Below are 24,509 nucleotides of genomic sequence, written 5' to 3' on the forward strand. Positions count from 1 at the left end.
TTACGGGAGCCTTTCTGGGCAAAAGGCAAACGACCAGCACCAATCAACGCTTGAGTCGAAACCGTGATGACGGGAAATTTCTTCAAAGAGCTCTGGCCTAGCGGACGGGCAGTTGCCTCAGCGAACGGTTGGTTTGAATGGGTGAAGGACGCAGATGCCCCCAAGAAAAAGCAGCCCTACTTCATCCGCCTTAAGAGTGAAAAGCCCATGTTCTTCGCTGCGTTGGCCCAGGTGAACAGAGGGCTTGAGCCGCATGATGGCGACGGGTTCGTCATCATTACGTCGGCAAGCGATTCGGGAATGGTGGACATTCATTATCGCCGCCCGGTGGTACTGACGGCAGAGGATGCGCGGGCATTGCTTGATTCCGAAACAGCACCGCAGAAAGCCGAAGCTTTGGCAAAAGAGCACTGCAGGATTGTTGACGATTTTGAATGGTTCCCGGTTGATCGCGCAGTTGGGAACGTGCGGAATCAAGGACCGGAGCTCATCCAGCCTGTCGGGATTTGACTGCTCCATGCCTTTGACTTCGACTCGACCAGGGGCTGTCCGTCTTCGTCTGCCCCACGTCGTCCGCACCGAAAGGGGCGAAATAGGCTGAAGCAAATGGCAAAGCGAAGGGTTTGAATGGAATGGGAAATAAGGGTAAGTGCCTTACCCGAAAAGGCCGGCGAGTCCGCCGGAAATGGATGCCTAAAGGGTACGAGAGGCGGCCTCCATAAAAATGAAATTCAAAAAAAATGTTACTTAACAGGTAGTTGCAGGCTACATTTTTCTACGCGAGCGTGGCAACATCCTATTACTGACACTGTTTGGATCCCAGCCAATCAAGTGGCGTCTTATGTATATAACCTTTCCAGGACGGATATAGGTTTCGACTTGTCACGCTGAGCCATATAGAGCAAAAGGCCCACCAATGACTTCATCATGGGTGCCTATATGCTCAGTTTCTTCACGCGAAGAAAAGCGTCTCCGATCTCGTCCAATGCTGCCGCAGGCTTTTTCAAACCACAATCTCCCGACGCGTTGCTGTCGACTTCCCGACGGCGCCAGTTGATTGAAAACATCTGGCAGCGGACCTCTCTGCCCCGTGAGCAGTTCGAGACCCTTTACATGCAGGCATTCAAGAGCTATGCAGCCTTGGTGCAGCATCTTCCTGCCTCTGAGAATCATCACCATGCATATCATGGTGGCATGCTGGATCACGGTCTCGAAATCGTCGCCTACGCACTGAAGATACGGCAAATGTATTTGCTCCCCATCGGAGCGCCGCCCGAGTCACAGGCGGCTCAGTCGGAAGCATGGTCTGCAGCATCGGCCTATGGTGCGCTCGTCCACGACCTGGGCAAGATCGCAGTGGACGTCAAGGTTGAACTCGCAGATGGTACTATTTGGCATCCATGGCATGGGCCTCTGGATCAGCCATACCGATTCAAGTACGTGAAAGGTCGAGACTATCGGTTGCATGGAGCAGCTTCGTCGCTGATCTACTCCAATGTGATTCCGGGGAAGGCATTGGACTGGCTCAGCGGGTTTCCCGAGCTCTGGTCTCAACTCGTGTTCGCGTTCGCAGGTCAGTATGAGCATGCCGATATCCTTGGTGAAATTGTCTCCCAAGCTGACCAGGCTTCCGTGGCACAGGAACTCGGAGGCAATCCTGGCAGAGCTATGTCAGCGCCCAAGCAGTCTATCCAACGGCAGCTGGCTGAAGGCCTGAGGATGCTCGTGGCGGATAAATTCAAGTTGAATCAGCCCGACGGTCCCTCAGACGGATGGCTGACTCAGGAAGGCTTGTGGCTTGTCAGCAAGCCAGCTGTAGATCAGCTCAGAGCACTTCTGCTGTCTCAGGGTATCGAACACATCCCCTCGTCCAACGCCTCAATGTTCAATCTGCTCCAGGATCAAGCGATCATTCAGCCCAACGGAGAGGGAAAAGCCATTTGGAAGGCCAGCATCGATAATGGTCGCGGCTGGAAGAACACGTTCACAGTTCTGAAAATAGCGCCCGCACTGATCTGGCCAAACACCACTGATAGACCTGAGACGTATACCGGCACGCTGACCGTGGAATCTGCACCAATGGCGGATGACAACGAGCAAGTTCCTACTGGAGGCGACGAATCTCAATCGGTGAACAGTAAAAATACGCCTGCAGCATCAGCATCGTGCCCTGCACCTAAGCAAGCACCTGCTGCAGCAAAAGATTTTGATGCGCTGGACGAGCTGCTCGATCTGTTCCCGGACCCGGTAGCGACAGCACCGACTCAACCAGCACCCGAGCCGGTAGGCGATGATGATCAGATTCCGTTTTTGCCCCCTCCTCCGGCGGCTACCAGTTTTAGCCAACCTCGGCAGCTTGTGGGTAACAAGGCAGAGAACCACACAGCCCCAGTCGAAGAGCCGGCAAAAGTCTTGCCGGAAGGTAGCGCAAGCCACGGCTTGAACTTCCTCACCTGGCTGAAGGGGGGCGTGATCTCCCACAAAATCATAATCAATGACGCCAAGGCACGTGTGCATACCGTGGATGGCACTGCGTTCCTGGTAAGCCCGGACATATTCAAACGTTACGCACTTAAGCACCCAGACATAGAGCGTGAGGCTAAAGAGCGGGATCTGGAAGCTTGGCAGGTCGTTCAGCGTTCTTTTGAGAAGCTGAAAAAACATCGCAAGACTGGCGCAGGCCTGAACATCTGGACATGCCTGGTAAAAGGACCACGAAAAAGCAAGCAACTGCGGGGCTACCTGCTCATAGAGCCTACCGACGTTTTCAGCGAGGTGCCCTATGACAACCCGGTCATCAGCTTGGCAGAATTGGTAGACAAGGACACATCTGAATGAAACCGATGACGCTTCCGGAACTGACCCAGGAATACATACTCACTCATGACCTTAGGCCCGACACCGTCAAGATCTATTGGGCTGCCACAAAATCCTACGTCAGATTCTTCGGCGACTGCCTTGCCTGTGAGACGACCCACCGCGACATGCTTGACTGGCGCAGGTCTGAGCTCGAGCGAATCTCCAAGCGCAGCTGGAACACGTACTCCAGCCATTTGCGCACCATCTACGGCTATGCAATCGAGCACGGTCTGCTGGATCTGGTTGTTAACCCACTTAAAAACACGCGTGTGATGCCGCCCAAGCGCCCAAAAAAGACAGTTGCGAACGACGCAAGCGTCCGCGCTCGTAACTGGCTGAGGATGCTGAACGCAGAGGAGCGTGCCACCGCAAACCGGACAGAAATTACACCTGCCTGGTTCTGGCTGAGCGTGTTCGAAACTTTCTACTACACGGGGATCAGGCTCAACGCGCTGCTATGCCTGAGATATGCGGATGTATACCTGCGCGACCGGCTGATCAGAGTCAGAGGCGAAACGGAGAAGACTCATCGTGAGTTCCTGATTCCTATCCCGGACGGCCTGATGGCTCAGCTAGAAACGCTTATGCAAGCAGCGAAGGCCTTGAGGTTCCAGCCAGGTGACCAGTTGTTCAACGTAAACAGATTTTCAGGCCACTACCGCCGCCATGAGATGAACTCCAACCAAGTCGAGGCGATGTATAAAAAACTCACTGCGATGACCGGTATACGGATGACGCCTCACCGCTTCCGACACACGATCGCCAGTGAGCTAATGACGCTACCAGAGCGCAACATCTATCTGACCAAGAAATTGCTGAACCACTCGAATATAGCTACCACGATGGATTACATCGAACCCGACTACGACATGATGCGGGGGGTGATGAATGAACGAGGAAAGCGGCCGGCCAAAATCAGCTATATGGCAAAACCGGATGCGACGCTGCGTGCCGATAGACACCGATCAATATCTGCTCCAGTTAAGGACTTGACTCCGTCGACTACGACTCGCGAAACAACTGCAGAAGCCGAAAGCTCAGCTGGCCGGGCCTTGGCCAGGCCCCGCGCACTGCCTACACCGGTCTCGACCATGTGCCCATCAACTGCTCCAGATACCAGGACAGTGAACCGCGACGAGACGCCATCACCCGCTAGTGACCGCGACACCGCAGTCAGCCAGCTACCGTTAGGCTGCTCCAGTCCAGAAGATCTGTTGAGAAGCTTGGGGGAACTCACCAGGTGGGTACAGAACAACATTGCCGGCGGAGGAACTGGTGCTGAACCAGTGATCGAGGAAAGACCTGTCCCAAGCCAGGATGCTCGGCATCTACGCCCGGAAATGCTGGAATTGGCCGGATGGATCGGCAGGTCAGGCTGATCACTTGCGTTGGATATTTGTAAAAATATTCAATCTGCCATTATCAGAAGATGCATCGCGATGCCGATTATTTAGTTAACAGGCCTAATGACTGCTTCATATGGGCCGATACACGCGCAGCACAGCATTTTTTGCCAAAAAACGCCCCGTACACAAACTTTCGCTCGGTACGGGGCGCTCCAATTTGACATCACAGCTTGCTGGCGCTATGTTTCGCGACAGACGGCTGCTTGTTTGGGTATAAGACCCCTCATACGGTAAAGCCTGCCTCAAACTGAGACATGAACACCCATCAAGGTCCTAAAGATACAGCCACAACAGTGTTTGGTCGGGGTAAGGGGATTCGAACTCCTGACATCCTGCTCCCAAAGCAGGCGCGCTACCGGACTGCGCTATACCCCGGTAAATCAAGGCACCTCAACCAGCTGCCTGCGACCTGATACGAGTGGTATCAGATCTTTAAGATTCGGCTCCAAGGTGAACCTTGGAACCAAAAATGGTGGGTCGTGTGGGATTCGAACCTACGACCAATTGGTTAAAAGCCAACTGCTCTACCAACTGAGCTAACGACCCAAATATGGTCGGGGTAAGGGGATTCGAACTCCTGACATCCTGCTCCCAAAGCAGGCGCGCTACCGGACTGCGCTATACCCCGACTGAAACTGCATTGAACCTTGCGAAATCTGGCTCCACGACCTGGACTCGAACCAGGGACCCAGTGATTAACAGTCACTTGCTCTACCAACTGAGCTATCGCGGAACTATCGATTTCAGATTCAACTTTACCACCTGTAGCCTTGAAACCAGCATGCTGTTAACTCGTTGATTTCAATCTCATCGACCTTTGCGCTTCGTTTGTATCGTTGCGTTCACGTCTCTGAGGCGCGCTATTCTACAATTTTAAAAACACCTGTCAACCCTATAAATTGCTTTTTAAGACAATGATTTGCGATTTTTTTCCAGATCGTCTTGCCGACCCGATTTTACGGTTGGGTGCCCCGACCTGAAAAGGGCCCTCATGCCGAGAGCCCTTCTATAGAGACGCCGACGGGCTAATCAGCCGAACACAATCTCGTCGTCGACCACCTTGCCGGTGATGCTGGTGCCGGCCTCGAAGCCGCCCGACAGGATCAGCTGCGCCAGCGGGTTTTCGATCCAGCGCTGGATGGCGCGCTTCAGCGGACGTGCGCCATAGACCGGGTCGTAGCCGACGGCAATCAGCTTGTCGAGCGCCTCGGGGCTCAGCACCATTGTCAGTTCGCGCTCGGCCAGGCGCTTGCGCAGGCGGCCAAGCTGGATATCGGTAATGCCGGCAATCTGATCACGCGCCAGAGGCTCGAAGATCACCACTTCGTCGATCCGGTTGACGAACTCCGGACGGAAGTGGGTGCTGACGGCATCCATCACCGCCGCGCGTTGCGCCTCACGGTCGCCCACCAGCTCCTGGATCTGCGCCGAGCCCAGGTTGGAGGTCATGACGATCACGGTATTGCGGAAATCCACTGTGCGCCCGTGGCTGTCGGTCAGGCGTCCGTCCTCCAACACTTGCAGCAGGATATTGAACACATCCGGGTGCGCCTTCTCGACCTCATCGAGCAGAATCACCGAATACGGTTTGCGGCGCACGGCTTCGGTCAGGTAACCGCCCTCTTCATAGCCGACATAGCCTGGCGGTGCACCGATCAGGCGAGCCACGGAATGTTTCTCCATGAACTCGGACATGTCGATGCGCACCATGGCCTCTTCGGTGTCGAACAGGAATTCGGCCAGCGCCTTGCACAGTTCGGTCTTACCCACACCGGTCGGGCCGAGGAACATGAACGAACCGCTTGGGCGATTAGGGTCAGACAACCCGGCACGCGAACGGCGCACAGCGTTGGCAACGGCGACCACAGCTTCGTCCTGGCCTATAACCCGGTTGTGCAGCAGGGTTTCCATGCGCAACAGTTTGTCGCGCTCGCCTTCAAGCATCTTGGACACGGGAATGCCAGTCCACTTGGAGACGACTTCAGCAATCTCTTCCTCGGTCACCTTGCTGCGCAACAACTGGTTTTCGGGCTTGCCGTGCTGATCAACCATTTGCAGGCTGCGTTCCAGGTCCGGAATGATGCCGTACTGCAGCTCGGCCATACGATTCAGGTCACCACGACGACGCGCGGCTTCCAGTTCCTGACGCGACTGCTCGATTTTCTGCTGGATCTGCGCAGAGCCGGTAACTTCGGCTTTCTCGGACGTCCAGATCTCTTCGAGGTCGGCGTATTCCAGTTCAAGCCGCTCGATTTCGCCCTGAAGTTTTTCCAGACGCTTGATTGCCGCCTCGTCCTTTTCCTTCTTGAGCGCCTGAGCTTCAACCTTGAGCTGAATCAGACGACGCTCCAGACGGTCGAGCACCTCAGGCTTGGAGTCGATCTCCATGCGAATGCGGCTGGCTGCTTCATCGATCAGGTCGATGGCTTTGTCCGGCAACTGGCGATCAGTGATATAGCGATGGCTCAGTTTGGCCGCCGCAATGATCGCGCCGTCGGTAATCGCAACCTTGTGGTGTACTTCATAGCGCTCTTTCAGGCCACGCAGGATAGCAATGGTGTCCTCTTCACTCGGCTCGTCCACCAGCACTTTCTGGAAACGGCGTTCGAGGGCGGCGTCCTTCTCTATATATTGACGGTACTCGTTGAGCGTAGTGGCGCCGACACAGTGCAGCTCACCGCGCGCCAGCGCAGGCTTGAGCATGTTGCCAGCGTCCATCGAGCCTTCGCCTTTACCGGCGCCGACCATGGTGTGCAGCTCATCGATGAAGAGGATGATCTGGCCTTCCTGCTTGGACAACTCGTTGAGCAGCGACTTCAGGCGCTCTTCGAACTCGCCACGGTACTTGGCACCGGCGATCAGCGAGCCCATGTCCAGCGACAGCAGACGCTTGCCACGCAGGCCATCCGGCACTTCGCCGTTGATGATGCGTTGCGCCAGACCTTCGGCGATGGCGGTCTTACCCACGCCAGGCTCGCCGATAAGTACCGGGTTGTTCTTGGTGCGGCGTTGCAGGACCTGGATGGTGCGACGAATTTCGTCATCACGACCGATCACCGGGTCGAGCTTGCCTTCTTCGGCGCGCTTGGTCAGGTCGACGGTGTATTTGTCCAGCGCCTGACGTGACTCTTCGACGTTCGGGTCATTCACCGCGCCCTCGCCGCGCAGGTTGTTGATGGCATTTTCCAGCGCTTTCTTGCTCACGCCCTGCCCCAGCAACAATTTGCCGAGTTTGCTGTTCTCGTCCATTGCCGCGAGCAGCACCAGCTCGCTGGAAATGAACTGATCGCCTTTCTGCTGCGCCAGACGGTCAGCCTGGTTGAGCAGCCGCGCGAGGTCCTGCGACATGTTGACGTCGCCGGTCGGGTTCTGGATTTTTGGCAGTCGGTCCAGTTCCGCGCTGAGTTCCTTGCGCAGGCTGTTGATATCAAAGCCGACTTGCAGCAGCAGAGGCTTGATGGAACCGCCCTGCTGTTCCAACAGTGCCTGCATCAGATGCGCAGGCTCGATGGCGGGATGGTCGAGGCCGACGGCCAGAGACTGGGAATCCGATAACGCTAACTGTAATTTACTGGTCAATCTGTCGATACGCATTAGTCACCTTCCTTTTAATGCAGGCCGGAGCAATGAACACACCTATGAAGAAAACCTGCTTGATAGCCCGTTAGATGCGGCCGATTCTGCGTGTTTCAAGCTGGTGCGGGTTGATGCAGATCAGACGAATGATCAGGCAAGCCTAGCTGGTCCGCGTAAAACAGCCTGTAATCAGGCGTTATCGATCCAGATTAGCGAAGCGAAGCGGCCTGTACGGGCAGCGCGGCGGTAGGAAAAGAAACGTGAATCGGTGAACGTATCCAGCCCGCCGCCATAAACAGCAGAGATGCCGTGGGCCGCCAATCGCAGCCGGGCGAGCAGATAGATGTCGGCCATGAAACGATCCGGATTAGGACTGGCGACAAATGCCTCGGCGGTCTGCGGGTGACTGCCGATAAAGGCTTCACGCACTTCAGGGCCTACTTCGAACGAAGGCTGACCGATGGCGGGACCCAGCCAGACCAGAATGTCTTGCGGATCGCTTTGCAGGCTATCCGCCGTCGCTTCCAGCACACCCGCTGCCAGACCGCGCCAGCCCGCATGCGCCGCCGCGACGCGCGTACCGTCGCGGCGACAGAACAGGGCTGGCAAGCAATCGGCAGTCATTATAGTGCAGGCCACACCGGGGCTGCTGGTCCAGCTGGCATCGGCTTCGTCAACACGGGAGGGATCGGCATGGACGACATTCACGCCATGCACCTGACGCAACCAGGCGGGTCGAACATTCAGATGAGTGGTCAGGCGCAGGCGATTGTCCGCCACGGCCGCTGGGTTGTCATCGACATGATCGCCCAGGTTGAAGCTGTCGAACGGAGCCAGGCTGGCCCCGCCCGAGCGGGTGGTGACGCACGACTTGATCTGCGCTGGCACAGGCCAGTCAGGTATCAGCCAGTCATTCACCCGATGAAGGCCTCGCGATCCTGCTTGAGCAGCGACAGCAACCAGACGAAATCATCCGGCAACGGCGATTCCCAGCTCATGCGCTTGCCGGTTATTGGATGGTCCAGCTCCAGAAAACGCGCATGCAACGCCTGACGCGGGAAGGTCTTGAGTGAATCGACCATCGTCAGGCTGGCCGCCGGGGGAATACGGAAACGGCCGCCGTAGGCTGGGTCTCCGACCAACGGGTAGTTGATGTGCGCCATATGGACGCGGATCTGGTGCGTGCGGCCGGTTTCAAGCTTGACCCGCACGTGCGTGTGCGAACGGAAACGCTCCAGCACGCGGTAATGACTGACCGCCTGCTTGCCACCTTCCATCACTGCCATACGCTGGCGCTGCTGGCCATGACGACCGATTGGGGCATCGATCTTGCCACCCGCGGTGACCACGCCGATCACGATGCACTCGTAGATACGGCTGACACTGCGGCTCTGCAATTGAGTGACCAGTTGTGTCTGCGCCTGAATGGTCTTGGCGACCACCATCAAGCCGGTGGTGTCCTTGTCCAGTCGATGCACGATACCGGCGCGCGGGACATTGATGATGTCCGGCACGTGGTGCAGCAAGGCGTTGAGCAGCGTGCCGTCGGCGTGACCGGCAGCCGGATGCACCACAAGGCCCGCAGGCTTGTTGATGACGAGGATCTGGTCGTCTTCATAGATAATGTCGAGCTCGATGTCCTGAGCGACCCATTCACCCTGGGCCTCCTGCTCGGCAATCAGCTCGAGAACAGCGCCACCATGCACGATGTCACGAGGGCGCAGAACGCCTCCGTCCACAGTCAGGCGGCCGTCCTTGATCCAGGCGGAAAGGCGCGAGCGCGAGTGCTCAGCGAATAATTGTGCGGCGACTTGATCGAGGCGTTGACCGCCCAATTCGGACGGCACCTCTGCGCGAAGTTCTATATTTTCGGACATGACCAGACTAGGTGGCGGCTAGCCTTTGGTTTCGGCAGCGCGCTTGTGGTTAAATACGGCGTCTTTTGTCCCGCCGGTATCGCGGGGCGCTCATCATAACAGGACGGCCCCGCCCAAGACAGCAGGCCGTTATAGGGACGCAAGCCGCCATGCAAGTGAAACACCTGCTGCTGATCGCCATCCTCGCATTGACTGCGGCCTGTTCGTCGAAGGAAGTCATCGACGAAAACCTCAGCGAAGTCGAGCTGTACCAGCAGGCGCAGGCCGACCTGGGAAACAATAGCTATAACAGTGCCACGGAGAAGCTCAAGGCGCTGGAATCCCGCTATCCGTTCGGTCGCTACGCTGATCAGGCCCAGCTCGAGCTCATTTACTCGAACTACAAAAACGGTGAACCCGAAGCAGCCAAATCCGCTGCCGAGCGTTTTATCCGCCTGCATCCGCAGCACCCGAACGTTGACTACGCGTACTACATGAAGGGCCTGACCTCCTTCGACCAGGACGTGGGCCTGTTAGCGCGCTTCCTGCCGCTGGACCAGACCAAGCGTGACCCGGGTGCTGCACGCGACTCGTTCAACGAGTTCGCCCAGCTCACCAGCCGCTTTCCGAACAGCCGCTACGCGCCCGATGCCAAGCAACGCATGATCTACCTGCGCAACCTGCTGGCGTCCTACGAAATTCACGTAGCCGACTATTACCTGACTCGTCAGGCCTATGTCGCTGCCGCCAACCGCGGTCGCTATGTGGTGGAAAACTTCCAGGAAACGCCTTCGGTCGGCGACGGCCTGGCAGTGATGGTCGAGTCCTATCAGCGTCTGCATCTGGACGACCTGGCTGCCACCAGCCTTGAAGTCCTGAAGACCAACTACCCGAACCACCCGCAACTGGCTGATGGCAAGTTCACTCCGCGTGAGGCCGAGGCCGATAACCGCTCGTGGCTGTCGAAAGCGACGCTGGGCCTGATTGACGGTAGCGCGCCGCTGCCACCGGGCCAGACTCGTGCGGATCAGGACATGAAAAAGCAGTATCAGGATGCCAAGGACTCGATCCCGAAAGAGTTGCTGCCTGAAAATCAGGCAGAACTGGACGAGCAGGCTGAAAAGGAAGCCGAAGAAAACGGCACCAAGAGCCGCTCCTGGCTCAGCTACATGACCCTGGGTCTGTTCGACTGATCCTTGTCGGACATGACGCACCTGAAAAGAGGCTTTCGAGCCTCTTTTTTTATGCATCACATTTATCCACGACAGCCACTGTGCGCCCGCCTGCAGCTTGGCTACACTGCGCCATCGTCAATCACTAAGCGGGTAATCATGATTCGCCTATTAATGTGGGTCGCGTTGATCGCCGCGGTGATCTGGTTCGTCAAGCGCCTGATCAATCCCCCCAAGCCAAAGACCCGCCCGGCGTCACCTGAAATCGACGCAGCGCCGATGGTCCGCTGCGCCCACTGCGGCGTTCACTCCCCACGAGACCGCGCGTTGAGTCAGGGGCAGCAATGGTATTGCAGCGAGGCACACCGGCTGCAAGGCCCTGCGGCACGTGACCGCTGATACGCCTTACCTTGCCAGCCCACAGGCGCAACGGATTCTGCGGCTGTATCACCTTTATCGACTGACCATCGGCGTCGTCCTGGTGTTGCTCATTTCCACAAGCATGGAGACCGAGCTTCTACAGTTGGCCAACCCGAACCTGTTCCGGGCAGGTTGCTGGCTGTATCTGGTGTTCAACATTCTGGTCGTGGTGCTACTGGAACGCCCTACGCGCCAGGCTCAGCTGTTCAGCCTGGCCATGACCGACGCAATCATGCTCTCAGGCCTGTTCTATGCGGCGGGCGGCCCTTCCAGTGGTATCGGCAATCTGCTGATTGCTTCGGTGGCCATCAGCAACGTGCTGTTGCGCGGTCGCATCGGTCTGCTGATCGCCGCCATATCGGCCATCGGCATCATTTACCTGACGTTCTATATCAGCTTCGGCACACCCTCGGTTTCCAATGATTACGTGCAAGCGGGGTCCTTGGGCGCTTTGTGCTTTGCTGCTGCGTTGCTGGTGCAGGCGCTGACGGCACGCATGCAGGTCAGCGAGGGGCTGGCCGAACAAAGGGCCGCAGATGTCGACAGCCTTGAAGAACTCAACGCGCTCATCCTGCAACGCATGCGCACCGGCATTCTGGTGCTGGACGCCCGCCGCCAGGTGCTGCTGGCCAATCAGGGCGCGCTGACCCTGCTGGGCCACGAGCGGCTGGTCGGTCAGGTCATCGACGCTTATTCGCCGCAGCTGGTGGATCGCCTTCGGCAGTGGCTGATCAATCCGATCATGGTGCCACGCAGTATCAGTGTCTCGGCGATCGGCCCGGAGCTGCAGCCGAGTTTTGCCGCACTCAATCGTGGCGATCAGCGCCAGACGCTGATCTTTCTCGAAGACCTGTCGCAGATTGCTCACCAGGCACAGCAGCTCAAACTGGCAGCGCTCGGCCGTCTGACTGCCGGGATTGCCCATGAAATCCGCAACCCCTTGGGGGCTGTCAGCCATGCGGCGCAGTTACTCAACGAATCGGAAGAGCTCAGCACGCCGGATCGCCGCCTGGCGCAGATCATTCACGACCAGTCGCAGCGCATTGACCGGGTGATTGAAAACGTACTGCAACTGTCCCGACGACGCGAGGCGAAACCGGACCTGCTGGACCTCAGCGTCTGGCTTGAAAGATTTGTCAGCGACCTTCGCGCCTCTGTCCCGCCCGATCAGACTATCCATGTGGAAACAGGTCCAGGCGTGCTGACCACCCGCATGGACGCGGAGCAATTGACTCAGGTCATGACTAACCTGGTGCAGAACGGCCTACGCTACAGCCGCCAAAATCATGCGTACGCGCAGGTCTGGCTGAAGCTGCACCATGATCCGAAAAGCGCCCTGCCCGTTCTGGAAGTGCTGGATGATGGTCCGGGCGTCAGTGAGCAGCACCTGAGCAAGATTTTCGAACCGTTTTTCACGACTGAAAGCAAAGGCACCGGCCTGGGTCTATACCTTTCCCGAGAGTTATGCGAAAGCAATCGGGCGCATTTGGAATACGTCTCCCGACAAAGCGGTGGCAGTTGTTTGCGCATCACCTTCGCCCACCCGTTCAAAACGAGTTGAGCATGAGCCAACGGCAAAAGATTCTGATCGTCGACGATGAGCCGGATATTCGTGAACTCCTGGAGATCACCCTGGGGCGCATGAAGCTCGATACCCGCAGCGCTCGCAATGTTGCCGAAGCGCACGAATGGCTGGCGCGTGAGCCGTTCGACATGTGCCTGACCGACATGCGCCTGCCTGACGGCAATGGCCTTGAACTGGTGCAGCATATACAGCAAGGCTACCCGCAGGTGCCCGTGGCAATGATCACGGCTCACGGCAACCTCGACACGGCCATCCATGCGCTCAAGGCCGGAGCTTTTGATTTTGTCACCAAACCTGTCGACCTCAACCGACTGCGTGAGCTGGTCAACAGCGCCCTGAGCCTGCCTTCCAGCCCGCCACCGGTGCGCAGTGTCGACAGCCGCCTGTTGGGCGAGTCGCCACCGATGCGCAGTCTGCGCACGCAAATCGGCAAGCTGGCACGCAGTCAGGCACCGATCTACATCAGTGGCGAATCGGGCAGCGGCAAGGAACTGGTCGCGCGACTGATCCATGAACAGGGTCCGCGCAACGAAAAACCCTTCGTCCCGGTAAACTGCGGTGCCATTCCTTCAGAACTGATGGAAAGCGAATTTTTCGGTCATCGCAAAGGCAGCTTCAGCGGCGCCCACGAAGACAAACCTGGCCTGTTTCAGGCGGCCCATAACGGTACGTTGTTTCTTGATGAGGTCGCCGACCTGCCGTTGGCCATGCAGGTAAAGTTGCTGCGGGCGATTCAGGAAAAATCCATCCGCAGCGTCGGCGGTCAGCAGGAGCAAGTAGTGGATGTGCGCATCCTGTGCGCCACTCATAAAGACCTGGCTGTAGAGGTCGCCGCAGGCAGGTTTCGTCAGGATCTGTATTACCGATTGAATGTGATCGAGCTGCGCGTGCCCTCATTGCGCGAGCGACGTGAGGACATCGACCAGTTGGCAGCCAGTGTTTTGCGACGACTGGCTGGCAACGGCGCTCAGCCAGTTGCGCGCCTGCACGCGCAGGCGCTGGAAACGCTGAAAAGCTATCGATTCCCCGGTAACGTGCGCGAACTGGAGAACATGCTGGAGCGCGCATACACCTTGTGTGAAAACGATGAAATCCATGCCAGCGACCTGCGCCTGGCCGAATGCGCCAGCTCCCAGGAACAAAATGGCCCGAGCCTGGCCGACATCGACAACCTTGAAGACTACCTGGAAAGCATCGAGCGGAAACTCATTCTGCAAGCCCTGGAAGAAACCCGCTGGAACCGCACTGCAGCGGCGGACAGGCTCAGTCTGTCTTTCAGGTCGCTGCGTTACCGACTGAAGAAGCTGGGGCTGGATTGAGGTAAGGGAGAACGCATATCGTGCCCATCGCTCCAGCGTGGGCACGTCGCTCTGAGCGCTCTGCGTCCAATTTTTGTCCTGACGTGGCAGCGCAAAGCGTGACCACCGCACGATACAGTCACTTATTGTTCACTTACACCAATGCCAGTAAGCTCCGCCACATGAACAAAATCATCGGCAATACAGCAGCAGGCCGTGGTCCGGTGGATCATGAGATTCGTGATCAGATCGTGATCGCGGCCACCGAGCATTTCAGCCAATACGGTTACGGCAAGACCACCGTCTCTGATCTTGCCAGGGCCATTGGTTTTTCCAAGGCATATATCTACAAGTTCTTCGAGTCCAAACAGGCCATCGGTGAAATGATCTGTGCCAACTGCCTGGGCGTAATCGAGGCAGAGGTCAGGGCAGCGGTGAACGAAGCCGTCAGCCCACCCGAAAAGCTCCGGCGCATGTTCAAATCGGTCGTCGACGCCAGCCTGCGTCTGTTTTCACAGGATCGCAAGCTGTACGAGATCGCCACATCGGCAGCGACCGAGCGTTGGCAGGCGACGTTGATTTACGAGGAGCACCTCAAGGCTATTCTTCAGAACATTCTTCAGGAAGGACGGCAAAGCGGCGACTTCGAACGCAAGACACCGCTCGATGAAACCGTCATGGCGATCTATCTCGTGATGCGCCCCTATATCAACCCGCTGCTTCTGCAGCATGGCTTCGATCACACCGAAGAAGGCCCCGGCCAGTTATCGAGCCTGGTGCTGCGCAGCCTGTCGCCATGAAAAAACAACGATTGTGACCATTGACTAATTTAGTCACTAGAATCAAAGTACAGGCATTAATCCCTGCACGTTGAGATTTCCATGCTCCGGCACCGCTTTGCTTTGCTTGTTCTCGCCAGTGTCCTGCCAGTTGCCCTGACCGCTTGCAGCGAAAAACCGCAACCAGACCCGCGCAGCGAGTCGCCGTTGGTGCGGGTCACGGTACTCAAGAAGGCTGGCGCAACGCCCCGCTCTTTCACAGGAACCGTTGCAGCGCGAGTGCAGAGTGATCTTGGTTTTCGCGTCTCGGGCAAGGTGTTGGAGCGGTTTGTCGATACCGGGCAGACGGTGAAAACCGGTCAACCGCTGATGCGGATAGACCCTGCCGACCTGAAGCTGGCTGCACTCGCACAACGCGAAGCAGTGACAGCAGCGCGAGCACAGGCCAGGCAGACGGCGGACGAAGAGAAGCGTTACAGCAGCTTGCGCAGCAGTGGCGCCATATCAGCCTCGAACTACGACCAGATCAAAGTGGCGGCGGACTCGGCCAAAGCCCGATTGAGTGCTGCCGAGGCACAGGCAGAGGTCGCCTTCAACGCGACTCGCTACACCGACCTCCTGGCGGATGCCGACGGTATCGTCATGGAAACCCTTGCCGAGCCCGGTCAGGTCGTCAGCGCCGGGCAGGTTGTGGCGCGCATAGCGCATGTTGGCCCTCGTGAGGCGGTTATCCAGCTTCCGGAAAACCTCCGGCCAGCGCTTGATTCCAGCGCCCAGGCCACTCTGTTCGGCAGACCGGGCCTCAATGCCGCGACACGGCTGCGTCAGCTCTCGGATGTTGCAGACCGCCAGACCCGCACCTTTGAAGCGCGGTATGTGCTTGAAGGCGAAATGGCTAATGCGCCACTTGGCACCACCATTACCGTGCAGATTCCCCCTGCAGACCTCTCCGCACAGGAATGGATGCAAGTGCCTGTCGGGGCCCTTCACGACGCAGGCAAGGGACCGGGTGTCTGGGTGATTCAAGGCGAGCCGGCACAGGCGCACTGGGCGCCGGTATTGATTCGGCAGATGGACGACGAACAGGCACAAATCAGCACGCAGCTCGCACCCGGTACGCGAATAGTCGCGCTTGGCGCGCATCTTCTGCATGAAGCACAGGCTGTGCGGGTGATCGCCCAACCGACTATTGCCGAAACCCAAGGGGCGCGACCATGAGCAATCGTCGTTTCAATCTGTCCGCGCTGGCTGTACGCGAACGCTCGATCACTTTGTTCCTGATCTGCCTCATCTCACTGGCGGGGATCATTGCCCTCTTCAAACTGGGACGCGCGGAAGACCCGGCGTTCACGGTCAAGGTGATGACCGTGGTATCCGTCTGGCCCGGAGCGACCGCCCAGGAGATGCAGGATCAGGTGGCAGAAAAAATAGAAAAGCGCCTTCAGGAATTGCGTTGGTATGACCGCTCGGAAACCTACACACGCCCCGGCCTGGCGTTCACCACCCTGACGCTGCTCGACAGTACGCCGCCATCGCAAGTACCGGACGAGTTTTATCAGGCGCGCAAGAAAATAAGCGATGAATCCATGGCTCTTCCGTCCGGGGTCATCGGGCCAATGGTCAATGACGAGTACTCGGACGTTACCTTTGCGCTGTTCGCGCTCAAGGCCAAGGGCGAACCGCAGCGCGTGCTCGTACGTGAAGCCGAAACCATGCGCCAGCGCCTGCTGCATGTGCCGGGCGTGAAGAAGGTCAATATCGTCGGCGAGCAGCCCGAGCGAATTTATGTCGAGTTCTCTCACGAACGGCTGGCAACACTGGGTATCAGCCCTCAAGAGGTATTCACTGCGCTGAATAACCAGAATGCGCTGACTGCAGCAGGGTCGGTCGAAACCCGAGGGCCGCAGGTTTTCATTCGGCTTGACGGTGCGTTCGATGAGCTGCAGAAGATCCGCGACACGCCGGTTGTTGCACAGGGCCGCACGCTCAAGCTGTCGGACATTGCCACGGTCAAGCGTGGCTACGAAGATCCGGCAACGTTCATGATTCGCAACGGCGGCGAGCCGGCATTGCTGCTGGGGATTGTCATGCGTGATGGCTGGAACGGTCTCGACCTGGGCCAGGCGCTGGACCACGAGACAAGCGCGATCAACGCCGAGCTGCCGCTGGGCATGAGTCTGAGTAAAGTCACGGACCAGGCCGTCAATATCAGCTCGGCAGTCGATGAGTTCATGATCAAGTTCTTCGTTGCGCTGCTGGTCGTCATGCTGGTGTGCTTCATCAGCATGGGCTGGCGCGTGGGGATAGTGGTAGCTGCCGCAGTACCGCTGACCCTGGCGATGGTCTTTGTGATCATGGCCATGAGCGGCAAGAATTTCGACCGCATCACGCTGGGCTCGCTGATCCTGGCGCTTGGGCTGCTGGTCGACGACGCGATCATTGCCATCGAAATGATGGTAGTGAAGATGGAAGAAGGTTACGACCGCATCGCCGCCTCGGCCTATGCCTGGAGCCACACCGCCGCCCCCATGTTATCCGGCACGCTGGTAACCGCTGTCGGCTTCATGCCCAACGGTTTCGCGCGCTCCACCGCTGGCGAATACACCAGCAATATGTTCTGGATCGTCGGCATCGCGCTGATTGCCTCGTGGGTGGTCGCCGTATTTTTCACGCCATACTTGGGCGTCAAACTATTGCCCGATGTGAAGCCTGTCGAAGGCGGGCATGAAACGCTCTACAACACACCACGCTATAACCGGTTCCGCCGGATTCTGGCACGCGTCATCGCAGGCAAGTGGCTGGTCGCCGGCTCGGTCATCGGGCTCTTTGTGCTGGCCGTGGCGGGCATGGGGCTGGTCAAGAAACAGTTCTTCCCGGTGTCCGACCGCCCTGAAGTGCTGGTCGAAGTGCAAATGCCTTATGGCACTGCAATCGCCCAGACCAGCGCCGCAGTGACAAAAGTGGAAAACTGGCTGGCCGAACAGCCAGAGGCCGCTATCGTGACCGCCTACATCGGCCAGGGAGCTCCGCGTTTTTACATGGCGATGGGCCCGGAATTACCCGACCCGTCATTTGCCAAGATCGTGGTCCGAACCAATAGCCAGGAGCAGCGCGAGGCACTGAAACACAAATTGCGCCAGGCTATTTCCGAAGGTTTGGCAATGGAAGCGCAGGTGCGCGTCACCCAATTGGTCTTCGGCCCGTACTCGGCATTCCCTGTGGCCTACCGTGTGACTAGCCATGATCCGGATACCCTGCGCAGCATTGCAGCACAGATGCAGGCGGTCATGATTGCCAGCCCGATGATGCGCACCGTCAACATGGACTGGGGCACTCGCACCCCGACACTGCATTTCACGTTGCAACAGGATCGCCTGCAGGCCATCGGGCTGAGCTCCAGCCAGGTCGCGCAGCAACTGCAGTTCCTTTTGACAGGCCTGCCTGTTACAGAGGTGCGCGAAGACATTCGCACCGTCCAGGTGGTCGCTCGCTCGGCAGGCGACACGCGGCTTGATCCGGCGAAAATCATGGATTTCACGCTTTCGAGCGCCAACGGGCAACGGATCCCGCTGTCGCAGGTGGGTAGCGTCGATGTGCGTATGGAGGAACCGGTGATGCGGCGTCGCGACCGCATGCCGACCATCACGGTGCGAGGTGATATCGCCGACGGCCTGCAACCACCGGACGTGTCGACGGCAATCACACATCAACTCCAGCCCATCATCGATAAGCTGCCCAGCGGTTACCGCATCGAGCAGGCAGGTTCGATTGAGGAGTCAGGCAAGGCGATGACCGCAATGCTGCCGCTGTTCCCCATCATGCTGGCGGTCACGCTGATCATCATCATTTTGCAGGTGCGCTCGATATCGGCCATGGTCATGGTATTCCTGACCAGCCCGCTTGGGCTGATCGGCGTGGTGCCGACACTGCTTCTTTTTCAGCAGCCATTCGGCATCAACGCGCTGGTCGGGCTGATCGCGCTGTCCGGCATCCTGATGCGAAACACGTTGATTCTGATTGGCCAGATTCACCACAACGAACAAGAAGGGCTCGACCCATTTCAGGCGGTGGTCGAAGCGACCGTGCAACGTGCGCGCCCCGTGATACTAACGGCGCTGGCGGCCATTCTGGCGTTCATACCGCTCACTCACTCAGTGTTCTGGGGCACGCTCGCCTACACGCTGATCGGCGGCACATTCGCCGGTACGGTACTGACGCTGGTGTTCCTGCCAGCCATGTATTCGATCTGGTTCCGAATCAGGCCGGACAGCAGCAAACAGCCAATAGCGGGGCAACCTGCCTGAATACAGTCAGTCAGACAAGCAGTCGGCCTGCCGCTGCGTAAGGCGCAGGATCGATGATCGGCTTGCGGCCCAGCAACAGGTCGGTGAGCAACTGGCACGAGGCAGGCGCCAGCACCAGGCCGTTGCGGTAATGGCCGCAGTTGAGCCATAGCCCGTCGAAGTCGGCCAGTGGTCCAATGAAGGGGATGCCTTCGGGCGAGCCCGGACGCAAGCCTGCCCACTGGAAGACCGGTTGGGCATTGGCCAGCTCCGGAAGCAATTCGATGGCCGAGGCCTTGAGACTTTCCAGCGCGGCCTGCGTGGTGGTCTTGTCGAACCCTTCGTGCTCCAGCGTGCTGCCGATCAGGATATGTCCGTCACGACGCGGGATAGCGTAGCGGCCTTTGGCCAAAACCATGCTGGACAGGAAGTCCGATGCACACTTGTAGAGGATCATCTGGCCTTTTACCGGCTCGACCGGCAACTCCAGACCGAGGGTCTTGAGCAGTTTGCCGCTCCAGGCACCCGCTGCGAGAATCACCCGATCACCGGTAACAGTCCCCGCCAATGTACTAACGCCTGAAACCCTGTTGCCTTCGCGCACAAAACCGCTGACTTCGCATTGCTCGCGAATCTCGACATTGGGCATCGCCAGCAGCGCGGCCTTGAGCGACTTGACCAGCCGCGGGTTGCGCACGTTGGCTACATCGGCCATGTAGATCGCCCGTGAGTAGCCCTCCCCCAGCGCTGGCACCGCATCATTCACCGCCGAGATATCGACACTGCTCAATGGCCGGTTCTCGCGCGCAGCCCAATCGAGTGCAGCCTGTTCGTCATCAAGGTCGAGCCAGTACAGGCCAGTCTTGTGAACTTCGGGGTCTATGCCGGTCTGTGCCAGCAAACGCTCGCCGAGATGCGGATAGAAGTCCTGCGACCAGTGCGCCAGTGCGGTAACAGCCGGGCTGTAGCGCCATGGGTAAAGCGGCGAGACAATCCCGCCGCCGGCCCAGGAAGACTCTTGCCCGACAGCCGAACGATCAAGCAATACGACATTGATCTGCTCGGAGGCGAGGTTGAAAGCGGTCAGCAGACCTATGACTCCACCACCGACAATGACTACTTTTTGCTTGGACATCTTGGTCTCGGGACAAGGGAAACGGTTCTAGCGGCCCCAGCAGTCCTTGGGCGTTACGCCAGCTGCGGAACCAGGGTTAGTACGCGCCCCGGTATTGGTAATCACGAAACTGCCGCACTTGTCGCCAGCCATCATCGTGCCTGGGATAGGTGTGGCGGTCAGGGTGAAATCAGTGGCCGTTGGGACCGAGTCAATCTTGTAATACGTGTTACCACCACTCACGGTCGCGCCTATGTAAGTAGACGGACTGATTCTCGAATAGTAACGCTCCAGCGCTTGCACCTGCTCTGAAAGCAGGCTGGCGATAGCCGAACGCTGAGTGCGCTTCACGTATTCGGTGTAACTGGGATACGCAATGGCGGCCAGAATACCGACAATTGCCACGACGATCATGAGTTCGATCAACGTAAAGCCCCTGGATATCGCTGGCATGATTCGTTTCCCTATTGAATTTGTCGCCACATGATGCGCTGGAAGACGTTGCCACTGCCGCCTCTTTCTTTCAGACGATCAGGCGTGTCACCCGTGGAATTGTTGATGATCTTGACTTCATTACCGTCTGCCGTGCCCGAGACGATCGCCGAGACGACAGGGATACCCGTGTACCCTATCCCGGCGGCATACAGGTCTGAACTGTTGATGCTGTTATCGCCGTTGGTGTCGAGCACCTGATAGTTGAGCATGCTGCCGGTGGCAGCATTGAGTTCAAATACGCGCCCGGTGCCTGTGCTTTCACAAGGGTCAGCGGAGTTTACGGATGCGGTCGAGAAAATAATCCGGTCTCGACTGGTCTGCGCAGGATAGATGATTCGCTCACCCAGATACGGCGCCACAGCCGAGAGCGGCATGTACCAGCCTTTTTTGACAGACCAATCCACATCATTGTTGGTTGACGTGAAATAAGTGGCGCCGTTGCTGGTGACACTGCCATTGACTGCTTGCGCCTGCAGGTTTGCCTCTACAGTGCTGCCCGCCCCGGTATCAGCGTCCCATATCGCATAGAAGTCCTGAAGTCCGGTAGTTTGCTTGTCTGCGACCTCAATGAACTTGCCGGTCCCGAAATAGACGATCTTGCCGTTGAGGGGGTGATCCAGCACAAATGGCTGGACTGTAATGGGCTGAGCGGCCCCACGTGGCGCGGTAAACATAGGCGCGCCGCCAAAAGCCACTTTCCAACTGGTGGCGGCTGCCCCAGTCATATCGAACTTCCACAACCGCCCTTTCAAATCGCCGGCGTATGCAGCCTGAACCACATTCTGAGCGTTGACGCGCAGTTTGACCGACGACAGACCGTTATCTGTTTCACTGTTAAGAACAGGGGTCTGGATCTCGGTGATGAATGCCCCGGTATTGGCATTCAGTACATAAAGCGACGCCCTGCCGGTGAAGCTGCCATAACCGTTCCCGACCACCACAATTCCGGTGCCATCCGCCATCCGGGCAACGTCCGGTTTCGCATAGGTATAGCCAAGATTGTTGAATTTATTGTTGGTGTCGGACGTATCGGGCGCTTTGACCTCCCACAACGCGCTGACAGTGTTACTTGTACCCTCGAATAACTTGATGGCGAAGAATGCCTTGCCCCCCGCGCCGGTACCGCCGTAAGCCACGGTGCGCCATGAGGAACCCGCAGAAAGCTGTGTATCGAAAACCGCAACCTGACCATCTACGGTAAATTTGTGTACGCCAGCCCCATAGGTGGTCGATGCGATGGTCGCCAGTGACGTTAAAGCCGTAGACGGCATATAGGCGTATCGTCTCGAACCATCGCTGGTGCTGATTACATTGAAAAAGCCATCATTGGCGTTGGCCAGAATGCTGGGGGTCATGCTGCTTGCCTTGGTGGCCAGATACGCGGTGTAGGTAGTGTCACCCGTCAGGTCAGCGGCAGTCTTTTGCAACGGGAATGCAGTACCGAGTGAAGAATTGACAATATCGCCCAGCAGCCGAGTGCGTGTTCGAAACTTCGCATTGGCAGTGCCCTTGGCCCAGGCAATAAGCTCTGTACCGGTGACATTGGTTGGCAGCGTTGCATTCAGTGCTGCCTGTTGAGCAGGGCTGAAGTTCGCGTAATCCAGGGTAATCCTCTTCGGCGTGGCAAGAGTGCTCCACGACTCGAACACCGGCGGGGTAGAGCCACTGACAATGGCCGTATCCGTAGTCCATACCGGCGTACTCAAAGTCCCGGTAATCTGATCCAGATTGAAGGCTCTGACGGTGCCATGCCAATCCGTTGGATCATAAAGCGTCTGGTAGAACTGGGTACCTGTCTGAAGCGTCGACGAGTTGGCCGCGCCCCCTGCGCCAGAGCCGACTTTCGCATAGATGTCGCTCAACGCCAGATTCAAGGCTGAAGTCAGCCCCGCGCTGTCATTGGCCTGAAAGTATCTGCCATGTCCATGAGTATCATTGGCGGCATCGCTCAGCATCTGATTAGACGCAGTGAAGCCGATGGTATACGTACTCATGTTCTGTTTAACGAAACCCGCGGCGTCCCAGCTTTTGCCGGTCAGGTCCCCCCCGGAAGTCACGGCATCCCGGCGCAGATCAATGTCGTAGGCAAACTTGGCCAGATCGTCCAGATAGAGGGTATCCCCCTCGTTATCACCAAACCGGTTGGCACCGTCATTGGCTGCGTTCAGGTCCCAATTGGGCAGTGAGCGAGTCCGGTCCAGAGCAGCATCAGGATCATCGGTGGGAAAGGTTCGATCGTAAGTCGGCAAACCATCAGTCACTACTACGCCGTAGTTTTTTTGGCAGCGGTACTGAATCGGACTCACGTAGTTCGAACCACTTTGATAGAACGGTGACATCCCGCGAAAATATCGTGTGATTTCGTAGTAGGTCTCCGCCAGCGGGGTGTTGGCTGTCGGGTTCAGGTTGGTAATAGCCTGTTTCAGAGCGTTGATGTTTGCGGTGGCCTGCGCCTGGGTAACACCAACGGGCTGGTAGGTATTCGCCGTCACAGGGGACAGGTCTGTAACGATCCTGGCTATCTTGCCTCCCGCCCCCAGATCGAAATTGTTTGGATCATTGAACGTCGCAAGCCCGATCCTCAGCGACGTATTGTTGGTTACCAGATTGGTCGCTACGTTCTTTGCGACGTTCATGCGGTAATCGTTGGGGATGACGCCATTGGTGTAATTGCGAACACCAAAGAAACCAGGATTGACCAGATCAATGAGGTACGACAGGTAGTCAGCTGTGTAACGAGTTAGGCCATTCCCTGCGGGATCCGGCAGGTTGAGGCAGTACTGGTTGCCATTACGAAAAACAGGGCGCCCGCCGAAAGGGCACATCAATGACAGGTCGATAATACTGAGGGCGTTGATGTCCCCCAGTGCCAGTGTATCGTCGCCAGAAATAGTACTTATGAAGGGGCACACCACAGTGACCAGACCACTTATGCATTGCGTCGAGAAGTAATCGATATTCGGGCGATCCAGCAACGGGTCGAACCCCGATGCCCAGATGATGTTGTACATGCTGCCCGAGTTGTCCACGAGTAGCATCAGATTGGGCGGCACTGCCGGGGAGCTCAACAAGGGCACTTGTGCTGGCGTGAAGGCATAAACCGGGCTGGCCAGATAGAGCGCCAGCAGCGCACCGTAGATATATTTCAGACCGCCACGAAGCGCCTTAACAATTCGCATAGATACTCTCCAGCACCGTTCGCGACGTGCCTTGAATGGCAATGGCGGTGACCCGATACATCGTGACCGAGCCTGTGCAATTTGCAGGACGTCTTATGGGAGTAGCTGTTGTGCCCAGATTCTGGATGCCGAACAAGGCCACGCTTGTCCCGATCCAGTTCACGCCAGAAGTACCCACCCCCGGATTAACCACGGTAGTCGACTCGACAGGTGGGGCGCAGGTATTTAGGCTGCAAGCAGGAATTGGGACGTCAGCCGCCTTGATCTTCGACTCGCCGGGGCGCCGTTGCGCCTCGGCCGCCTGAAACGAAACATTTCGAACCGCGACACTGCCCGCCATCTTTTCCTGCAGAGTAGCGTTCTGCATGGATGAAATACCCAGTAGCGTCAGCAGGAGCAGAAATACCAGACTGACCAACAGCACCATCCCGCGTTGCCTGACAGGGAGTGCAACCGGGTAATTGAAACGCCTTTTAGTGTTCATGCT

At 57.6% G+C, this 24,509-nt stretch carries 15 protein-coding genes, 4 tRNA genes and 3 pseudogenes; 11 read left to right on the forward strand and 11 right to left on the reverse strand.

What is annotated here, in order from left to right:
• Positions 1-6: 6 nt before the first annotated feature.
• From POR16_RS20955 to POR16_RS20965, 4 genes and pseudogenes are all read left to right on the forward strand, one after another.
• Positions 7-510: pseudogene (locus POR16_RS20955) on the forward strand (SOS response-associated peptidase family protein); the annotation flags it as partial.
• A gap of 429 nt (positions 511-939) precedes the next feature.
• Positions 940-1,941 (forward strand): annotated as a pseudogene (mobH, locus tag POR16_RS27275) (MobH family relaxase); the annotation flags it as partial.
• A gap of 240 nt (positions 1,942-2,181) precedes the next feature.
• A pseudogene (locus tag POR16_RS27280) lies at positions 2,182-2,838 on the forward strand (conjugal transfer nickase/helicase domain-containing protein); the annotation flags it as partial.
• The gene (locus tag POR16_RS20965) at positions 2,835-4,238 is read left to right on the forward strand and encodes a site-specific integrase (protein ID WP_005895292.1); all 1,404 of its coding nucleotides are present in this window, start codon (positions 2,835-2,837) and stop codon (positions 4,236-4,238) included. The pseudogene POR16_RS27280 and the gene POR16_RS20965, both read left to right, overlap by 4 nt.
• 325 nt (positions 4,239-4,563) lie before the next feature.
• Here the strand turns inward: POR16_RS20965 and POR16_RS20970 are convergent.
• The 7 genes from POR16_RS20970 to rluD all read right to left on the reverse strand — a co-directional run bounded on the left by POR16_RS20970 (position 4,564) and on the right by rluD (position 9,718).
• Positions 4,564-4,640 (reverse strand) — tRNA-Pro (locus POR16_RS20970).
• 95 nt (positions 4,641-4,735) lie between these two features.
• A tRNA-Lys gene (locus tag POR16_RS20975) sits at positions 4,736-4,811 on the reverse strand.
• 5 nt (positions 4,812-4,816) lie between these two features.
• Positions 4,817-4,893: transfer RNA gene (locus POR16_RS20980), tRNA-Pro, on the reverse strand.
• 29 nt (positions 4,894-4,922) lie between these two features.
• Positions 4,923-4,998: transfer RNA gene (locus tag POR16_RS20985), tRNA-Asn, on the reverse strand.
• A gap of 296 nt (positions 4,999-5,294) precedes the next feature.
• Positions 5,295-7,859, reverse strand: coding sequence for an ATP-dependent chaperone ClpB (gene clpB / locus POR16_RS20990; RefSeq protein ID WP_005895290.1), 2,565 nt, complete (start codon positions 7,857-7,859; stop codon positions 5,295-5,297).
• A 171-nt stretch (positions 7,860-8,030) separates the two neighbouring features.
• Positions 8,031-8,759 carry a peptidoglycan editing factor PgeF gene (gene pgeF, locus POR16_RS20995; RefSeq protein ID WP_005895288.1) on the reverse strand — a complete coding sequence of 243 codons (729 nt, stop codon included), beginning with the start codon at positions 8,757-8,759 and terminating at the stop codon, positions 8,031-8,033.
• Complete coding sequence (gene rluD / locus POR16_RS21000) at positions 8,756-9,718, reverse strand: 23S rRNA pseudouridine(1911/1915/1917) synthase RluD (RefSeq protein WP_005895286.1); 963 nt, start codon at positions 9,716-9,718, stop codon at positions 8,756-8,758. The genes pgeF and rluD overlap by 4 nt, the downstream gene beginning before the upstream one ends.
• A gap of 149 nt (positions 9,719-9,867) precedes the next feature.
• Here rluD and POR16_RS21005 point away from each other — a divergent pair, with 149 nt between their 5' ends.
• The 7 genes from POR16_RS21005 (at position 9,868) to POR16_RS21035 (ending at position 19,255) form a co-directional block, all read left to right on the forward strand.
• A complete protein-coding gene (locus POR16_RS21005; protein WP_005895284.1) occupies positions 9,868-10,890 on the forward strand; it encodes an outer membrane protein assembly factor BamD in 1,023 nt (340 codons plus the stop codon).
• Positions 10,891-11,028: 138 nt separating this feature from the next.
• Complete coding sequence (locus POR16_RS21010) at positions 11,029-11,268, forward strand: PP0621 family protein (RefSeq protein ID WP_054997897.1); 240 nt, start codon at positions 11,029-11,031, stop codon at positions 11,266-11,268.
• Complete coding sequence (locus POR16_RS21015; protein WP_005895278.1) at positions 11,258-12,850, forward strand: two-component system sensor histidine kinase NtrB; 1,593 nt, start codon at positions 11,258-11,260, stop codon at positions 12,848-12,850. The genes POR16_RS21010 and POR16_RS21015 overlap by 11 nt, the downstream gene beginning before the upstream one ends.
• Positions 12,851-12,852: 2 nt before the next feature.
• A complete protein-coding gene (locus POR16_RS21020) occupies positions 12,853-14,193 on the forward strand; it encodes a sigma-54-dependent transcriptional regulator (protein WP_005895276.1) in 1,341 nt (446 codons plus the stop codon).
• Between the two features lie 161 nt (positions 14,194-14,354).
• Complete coding sequence (locus POR16_RS21025; RefSeq protein ID WP_005895274.1) at positions 14,355-14,972, forward strand: TetR/AcrR family transcriptional regulator; 618 nt, start codon at positions 14,355-14,357, stop codon at positions 14,970-14,972.
• Between the two features lie 81 nt (positions 14,973-15,053).
• Positions 15,054-16,169 carry an efflux RND transporter periplasmic adaptor subunit gene (locus tag POR16_RS21030; RefSeq protein WP_005895271.1) on the forward strand — a complete coding sequence of 372 codons (1,116 nt, stop codon included), beginning with the start codon at positions 15,054-15,056 and terminating at the stop codon, positions 16,167-16,169.
• Positions 16,166-19,255, forward strand: a complete 3,090-nt coding sequence (locus tag POR16_RS21035; RefSeq protein WP_005895270.1) for an efflux RND transporter permease subunit — start codon at positions 16,166-16,168, stop codon at positions 19,253-19,255. The genes POR16_RS21030 and POR16_RS21035 overlap by 4 nt, the downstream gene beginning before the upstream one ends.
• A gap of 10 nt (positions 19,256-19,265) precedes the next feature.
• Here POR16_RS21035 and thiO read toward each other — a convergent pair whose 3' ends face one another.
• Genes thiO through POR16_RS21055 form a run of 4 tightly spaced genes read right to left on the reverse strand, consistent with a single transcriptional unit; the run spans position 19,266 to position 24,506 of the window.
• Positions 19,266-20,369 (reverse strand): glycine oxidase ThiO, encoded by a 1,104-nt coding sequence (gene thiO / locus POR16_RS21040; protein ID WP_005895268.1) that lies wholly within the window; start codon positions 20,367-20,369, stop codon positions 19,266-19,268.
• 27 nt (positions 20,370-20,396) lie between these two features.
• Positions 20,397-20,801: a type IV pilin protein gene (locus POR16_RS21045; protein WP_005895265.1), complete on the reverse strand. Its 405-nt coding sequence runs from the start codon at positions 20,799-20,801 to the stop codon at positions 20,397-20,399.
• Between the two features lie 11 nt (positions 20,802-20,812).
• Positions 20,813-24,022: a pilus assembly protein gene (locus tag POR16_RS21050; protein WP_005895262.1), complete on the reverse strand. Its 3,210-nt coding sequence runs from the start codon at positions 24,020-24,022 to the stop codon at positions 20,813-20,815.
• Positions 24,009-24,506, reverse strand: coding sequence for a pilus assembly PilX family protein (locus POR16_RS21055; RefSeq protein ID WP_154897065.1), 498 nt, complete (start codon positions 24,504-24,506; stop codon positions 24,009-24,011). Before POR16_RS21055 ends, POR16_RS21050 begins: the two co-directional genes overlap by 14 nt.
• Between the last annotated feature and the right edge of the window lie 3 nt (positions 24,507-24,509).

The organism is Pseudomonas coronafaciens pv. oryzae str. 1_6 (assembly GCF_000156995.2).
Classification (GTDB): domain Bacteria; phylum Pseudomonadota; class Gammaproteobacteria; order Pseudomonadales; family Pseudomonadaceae; genus Aquipseudomonas; species Aquipseudomonas tremae.

Bases quoted from the DNA above. Each gene is read 5' to 3' on its own strand.
- POR16_RS21050 (WP_005895262.1), bottom strand. From the start codon at position 24,022: ATGCGAATTGTTAAGGCGCTTCGTGGCGGTCTGAAATATATCTACGGT.
- POR16_RS21035 (WP_005895270.1), top strand. From the start codon at position 16,166: ATGAGCAATCGTCGTTTCAATCTGTCCGCGCTGGCTGTACGCGAACGC.
- thiO (WP_005895268.1), bottom strand. From the start codon at position 20,369: ATGTCCAAGCAAAAAGTAGTCATTGTCGGTGGTGGAGTCATAGGTCTG.
- POR16_RS21010 (WP_054997897.1), top strand. From the start codon at position 11,029: ATGATTCGCCTATTAATGTGGGTCGCGTTGATCGCCGCGGTGATCTGG.
- clpB (WP_005895290.1), bottom strand. From the start codon at position 7,859: ATGCGTATCGACAGATTGACCAGTAAATTACAGTTAGCGTTATCGGAT.
- POR16_RS21030 (WP_005895271.1), top strand. From the start codon at position 15,054: ATGCTCCGGCACCGCTTTGCTTTGCTTGTTCTCGCCAGTGTCCTGCCA.
- POR16_RS21020 (WP_005895276.1), top strand. From the start codon at position 12,853: ATGAGCCAACGGCAAAAGATTCTGATCGTCGACGATGAGCCGGATATT.
- POR16_RS21055 (WP_154897065.1), bottom strand. From the start codon at position 24,506: ATGAACACTAAAAGGCGTTTCAATTACCCGGTTGCACTCCCTGTCAGG.
- rluD (WP_005895286.1), bottom strand. From the start codon at position 9,718: ATGTCCGAAAATATAGAACTTCGCGCAGAGGTGCCGTCCGAATTGGGC.
- POR16_RS20965 (WP_005895292.1), top strand. From the start codon at position 2,835: ATGAAACCGATGACGCTTCCGGAACTGACCCAGGAATACATACTCACT.
- POR16_RS21025 (WP_005895274.1), top strand. From the start codon at position 14,355: ATGAACAAAATCATCGGCAATACAGCAGCAGGCCGTGGTCCGGTGGAT.
- POR16_RS21045 (WP_005895265.1), bottom strand. From the start codon at position 20,801: ATGCCAGCGATATCCAGGGGCTTTACGTTGATCGAACTCATGATCGTC.
- POR16_RS21005 (WP_005895284.1), top strand. From the start codon at position 9,868: ATGCAAGTGAAACACCTGCTGCTGATCGCCATCCTCGCATTGACTGCG.